Source organism: Kineococcus gypseus (assembly GCF_050871305.1).
GTDB classification, from domain to species: Bacteria; Actinomycetota; Actinomycetes; order Actinomycetales; family Kineococcaceae; genus Kineococcus; species Kineococcus gypseus.
Genome location: NZ_JBJLRD010000099.1, coordinates 1 through 5139, shown reverse-complemented (window position 1 = coordinate 5139; position 5139 = coordinate 1). Strand labels below are relative to the sequence as shown.

The 5139-nt window shown below is 78.9% G+C and carries 5 protein-coding genes; all 5 read left to right on the top strand.

What is annotated here, in order from left to right; translation table 11 throughout:
• The first annotated feature begins 125 nt into the window (after positions 1-125).
• The 5 genes from ACRYMN_RS20630 (at position 126) to ACRYMN_RS20610 (ending at position 5029) form a co-directional block, all read left to right on the top strand.
• Positions 126-836, top strand: a complete 711-nt coding sequence (locus tag ACRYMN_RS20630; RefSeq protein ID WP_432499275.1) for a hypothetical protein — start codon at positions 126-128, stop codon at positions 834-836.
• Positions 837-966: 130 nt separating this feature from the next.
• On the top strand, positions 967-1686 hold the full coding sequence (locus tag ACRYMN_RS20625; RefSeq protein ID WP_432499273.1) for a PspA/IM30 family protein: 720 nt from the start codon (positions 967-969) through the stop codon (positions 1684-1686).
• Positions 1687-1804: 118 nt separating this feature from the next.
• Entirely contained in the window at positions 1805-3304 is a 1500-nt protein-coding gene (locus ACRYMN_RS20620; protein WP_432499271.1) for a sensor histidine kinase, read from the top strand.
• Positions 3301-3990, top strand: coding sequence for a response regulator (locus ACRYMN_RS20615; RefSeq protein ID WP_432499269.1), 690 nt, complete (start codon positions 3301-3303; stop codon positions 3988-3990). Before ACRYMN_RS20620 ends, ACRYMN_RS20615 begins: the two co-directional genes overlap by 4 nt.
• 142 nt (positions 3991-4132) lie before the next feature.
• A complete protein-coding gene (locus ACRYMN_RS20610; protein ID WP_432499267.1) occupies positions 4133-5029 on the top strand; it encodes an SDR family oxidoreductase in 897 nt (298 codons plus the stop codon).
• The last annotated feature ends 110 nt before the right edge of the window (positions 5030-5139 follow it).

The following is a 5139-nucleotide window of genomic DNA, read 5'->3' as shown; positions in this document are numbered from 1 at the left end:
GACGACGCCCCCCCCCCCCCCCCCCCCCCCCCCGCGCCCGGGGCCCCCCCCCCCCCCCCCCCCCCCCCCCCCCCCCCCGCCCCCCCCGCCCCCCGCCCCCCCCCCCCCCCCCCCCCCCGCGCGCCGTGGCGGACGGCGCGCAGGCGCAGGCCGGCGCGGACCCGCTCGGCGCGCTGCACCGCGTCGTGGAGGCCGAGCGCGCCCTGGACGCGGCCCGCGACGCGGCCGAGGCCACCGCCGGGCGGCGCCGGGAGGAGCGCGCCGCGCTGGAGCAGGCGCTGCTGGCCGCGCGCGCCGAGGTCGACGCCGCCGAGGACTTCGTCGCCACGCGCCGCGGGGCGGTGGGCGGCACGGCCCGCACCCGCCTGGCCGAGGCGCAGCGGCACCTGCGGGCGGCGCTGGAGCTGGCCCCGCAGGACCCGGCGGCGGCCCTGCAGCACGCGCGCACGGCCGACGCGCTGGCCGAGGACGCCGGGCGGCGGGCGCGCGCCGACGCCTCCGCGTGGAGCGGGCCGTACGGGCCGGGGGTGCCGGGCACCGTCGGCGGCATCGGCGGCGTCGGGCTCGAGGACGTGCTGGCCGGGGTGCTCGGCGGCGGCGCCCGGCCCCGCGGCGGGTACGGCGCCTCGTGGGGCGCCGCCTTCGGCGGCGGCTTCGGCGGGTTGGGCGGGTCCTGGGGCGGGCCGCCCGCGGGCGGCCGACGCGGGCGCTCCGGCGGCTTCGGCGGCGGCTTCGGCGGCGGCTTCGGCGGCGGGTTCGGCGGGGGCTCCGGCGGCGGGGGCGGCGGCCGCCGCTCGTCCGGCGGGGGCCGGCGCGGCGCGGGCGGGCGCTTCTGAGGGGTGCGCGGGCAGCGCACGAGCTGCCCGTGGCGGCGGGCACTGGCAGGGTCGCACGCAGCAGGCGTCGAGCAGCGCGCAGCAGCGGCCGACGGGCACGAGCGCCGGCGGGGCCGGTGGAGGAGGGGACGTGGCGCAGAAGCAGTCGATCCTGGGGCGCATCGCGCAGCTGGCGCGGGCGAACGTCAACGCGCTCATCGACCAGGCCGAGGACCCGCAGGTGGTCCTGGACCAGGTGGTGCGCGACTACACGGCCAACATCGCCGACGCGGAGGCGGCGATCGCGCAGACGGTGGGCGACCTGCGCCTGGCCGAGGCCGACCGCGACGACGACGTGGCGGCGGTGCAGGAGTGGGGTGCCAAGGCGGCGGCGGCCTCGCGCCGGGCGGACGAGCTGCGCGCGGCGGGGCGCACCGCGGAGGCGGACCGCTTCGACGAGCTGGCCAAGCTGGCGCTGAAGCGGCAGATCTCCTTCGAGCAGGAGGTCAGCGCGGCCGGCCCGCAGATCGCCGCGCAGGCCGAGGTCGTCGACAAGCTCAAGACGGGCCTGGTGTCGATGAAGGAGAAGCTCGCCGAGCTGCGCACCAAGCGCGACCAGCTCGTCGCGCGCGCGAAGGCCGCCGAGGCGCAGGCGCGCGTGCAGGAGGCCGTCGGCTCGATCGACGTGCTCGACCCCACCTCGGAGCTCTCGCGCTTCGAGCAGCGCGTGCGCCGGGAGGAGGCGCGCGTGGCCGGGCGGGCGGAGCTGCAGGCGGACTCCGTGGAGTCGCGCTTCGCGGAGCTGGACGAGCTGTCCGCCGACCTCGACGTCGAGGCGCGCCTGGCCGCGCTGAAGTCCGGCGGCGCCTGAGGCCCGGCGCGGCCCGGCGCGGTCCTGCGGGTCCCGGCCGGCGGGTGCGACGCTCGGCGGCGGGGCGCCCGACGATCGGACGACGGCCCGGCGGCGGCGGCGTCCCTACGCTGGGGGGGTGAGCGCCGCCCTGCCACCGGGTCAGCCGGGCCAGCCGGGCTGGCCGGCACCGCAGGTCTCGCCGGTCCCGCCGGTCCCGCCGGTCCCGCCGGTCCCGCCGGTCCCGCCGGTCCCCGCGCCGGTGCGCGACCCCCGCGTGGCGCGCTGGCCGCTGGCCCCGCGCCTGCGCGACCTGCTGGCCATCGCGCTGTCCCTGGTGGTGGCGGCCCTGTGGTTCGCCGGGCGGGTGCAGGGGCCGGCCACCTCCCGGGAGGGGCCCCCGCCGCTGGTGGCGCCGGACCTCTCGCGCGTGGACGCCCTCGACGTGGTGGTGCTGCTGCTGGCGCTGGCCACCTGCGCCTCGCTGTGGTGGCGCCGCAGCCACCCGGTGGCGGTGACGGTGCTGACGGTGCTGGTGGCGCTGGTCGTCGCCTTCGACGGGGCGATGTTCTTCGCGCTGCTGACGCTGGCGGTGCGCCGCCGCGACCGGCTGCTGGTGCTGCTGGCGGTGGTGGGCTTCGCCGCCTCGGCCACGGCCTCGGCGCGCACGACGCTGGGCGGCTGGGGCGTCTCGGTGATCACCGCGGCCCTGGGCACGGCCCTGGTGGTCTTCGTCGGCGCCTACGTCGGCGCCCGCCGCGCGCTGGTGTCCTCGCTGTGGGAGCGCGCCGAGCGCGCCGAGCAGGAGCAGGCGCTGCGCGCCGAGCAGGCCCGGCTGGCCGAGCGCACCCGCATCGCCCGCGAGATGCACGACGTGCTGGCGCACCGCATCTCCCTGGTGGCGCTGCACGCCGGCGGGCTGGAGGTGCGCCCCGACGTGGGCCCGGAGCAGGTGGAGGCCACCGCGGCCACGATCCGCGAGACGGCGCGCACCGCGCTGGAGGACCTGCGCCGGGTGCTGGGCGTGCTGCGCACCCCCGGCGCGGGCGCGGCGGTCGGCAGCGCCGCGACCGCCGCCGCGGAGCTGGCCCCGCAGCCGACGCTGGTGGACGTGCGCCGGCTGGTGGAGTCCAGCCGGGAGGCGGGCGTCTCGGCGGAGTTCCGCACCGACGTGCCGGTGCACGCCGACGTGCCCGCCGAACTGGGCCGCACCGTCTACCGGGTGGTGCAGGAGGCGCTGACGAACGTGCACAAGCACGCCCCCTCGGCGCACACGGTGGTGACGGTCTCCGGGGAGGTCGGCCGCGAGCTGCTCGTCTCGGTGGTCAACGCCCGCTCCGGCGGGGAGGCCTCCGGGCTGCCCGGCGCCGGCTCGGGGCTGGTGGGCCTGTCCGAGCGCGTCGGCTTCGCCGAGGGCACCATCCGCAGCGGCCCCGAGCCCGGCGGCGGCTTCGCCGTGCGCGCGCAGCTGCCCTGGCCGCTGCCGGAGGGGCGCTCGCCGCGCACCGGCTCCGCCGCGTGGACGCCGCCGGATGCCAGACTCACCCCCGCACCGGTGGGCGCGGCGCGCGGCGGGGACCCGCGGGCGCCGCGGCCGGCCGGCGAGGAACCCGACGACGGACGGAGGAGCACGCGGTGAGCACCCCGGAGGAGCCCGGTGCGGCGCGCCCCACGCGGGTGCTGCTGGTGGACGACGACGCCCTGGTGCGCGCCGGGCTGCGGATGATCCTCTCCAGCGCCGAGGACCTCGAGGTGGTCGGCGAGGCGGAGAACGGCGCGCAGGCCCTCGAGGGCGTGACCGCCCACCGACCCGACATCGTGCTCATGGACGTGCGCATGCCCGTGATGGACGGGCTCAGCGCCGCCAAGGCCATCACCGGGCGCCCGCAGGCCCCGCGCGTGGTGATGCTGACGACGTTCGACCTCGACGAGTACGTCTTCCAGGCCCTGCAGGCGGGTGCGACGGGCTTCCTGCTCAAGGACACCCCGCCGCGCGAGCTGGTGGCGGCGGTGCGCGTGGTCGCCGCGGGCGAGGCGATGCTCTCGCCGACGGTGACGCGCCGGCTGGTGGGGCACTTCGCCGCCGACGCGGTGAACCCGCGCCGCCGCGAGGCCGCCGAGCGCCTGCGGCTGCTGACCGAGCGCGAGCGCGAGGTGCTGGGCGCGGTGGGCCGCGGGCTGTCCAACGCGGAGATCGGCCGCGAGCTGTTCATGAGCGAGGCGACCGTGAAGACGCACGTGTCCCGGCTGCTGACGAAGCTGGAGGCGCACAACCGCGTGCAGGTGGCGATCGTGGCGCACGACGCGGGTCTGCTCGACGGCTGAGGCGCCCGCCCGGCCGCGGGGCCGGGGCGGCACGGCGGCGACCGCGCGCATGCGGGCCGCCACCGCGGGTAGGGGGCGGGTGTGCAGCGGGGTGCGGGTCCGAGGACGGCCCCGCCCCGAGGACGCCCACCGAGGAGAGACCGTGGCCGAGGATCAGACCACCCCGCAGGACCCCACCGCCCAGCACGCCAGCCCGGACTCGGAGGGCGAGCAGGTCGCCCACCCCGGCCGCACCGGGGACCTGCGCGACGAGCCCGACCACGGCGAGGAGTCGTACCGCGGCAGCGGGCGCCTGGAGGGCAAGAAGGCCGTCATCACCGGCGGCGACTCCGGCATCGGGCGCGCCGTGGCCATCGCCTTCGCCCGCGAGGGCGCCGACGTGCTGATCGTGCACCTGCCCGAGGAGGAGGAGGACGCGCGCACCACCGTCGGCCACGTCGAGTCCGCCGGCCGGAAGGGCGTGGCGGTGGCCGCCGACATCCGCGACGAGGACGCCTGCCAGGGCGTCGTGGACCGCGCCGTGCGGGAGTTCGGCCGCATCGACGTCCTCGTCAACAACGCCGCCTACCAGATGGCCCAGCCCGGCGGCATCGAGGACATCACCACCGAGCAGTTCGACCGGGTCCTCAAGACGAACCTGTACGGGATGTTCTGGCTGACGAAGAAGTCCCTGGCGCACATGGGCCCGGGCTCCACGATCATCAACACCGCCTCGGTGCAGGCCTACCAGCCGTCCCCGCCGCTGCTGGACTACGCCACCACCAAGGCCGGCATCGTGAACTTCACCAAGGGCCTGGGGCAGATGCTGGCCGAGCGCGGGATCCGGGTGAACTGCGTGGCGCCCGGCCCGATCTGGACCCCGTTGATCCCGGCGACGATGCCGGAGGAGAAGGTCAGCTCGTTCGGCGAGGACTCCCCGCTGGGCCGTCCCGGCCAGCCGGCCGAGCTGGCCCCGGCGTACGTGTTCTTCGCCTCGCAGGAGTCCAGCTACATCACCGCCGAGGTCCTCGGCGTCACCGGCGGCAGCCCCATCTCCTGAACGGCGCCCCGGGGGGGGGGGGGGGGGGGGGGGGGGGGGGCGGGCGGGCCGGGCCGGGGCGGGGGGGGGGGGGGGGGGGGGGGGGGGGTGCCCCGCCGGGGCCGGGGGGG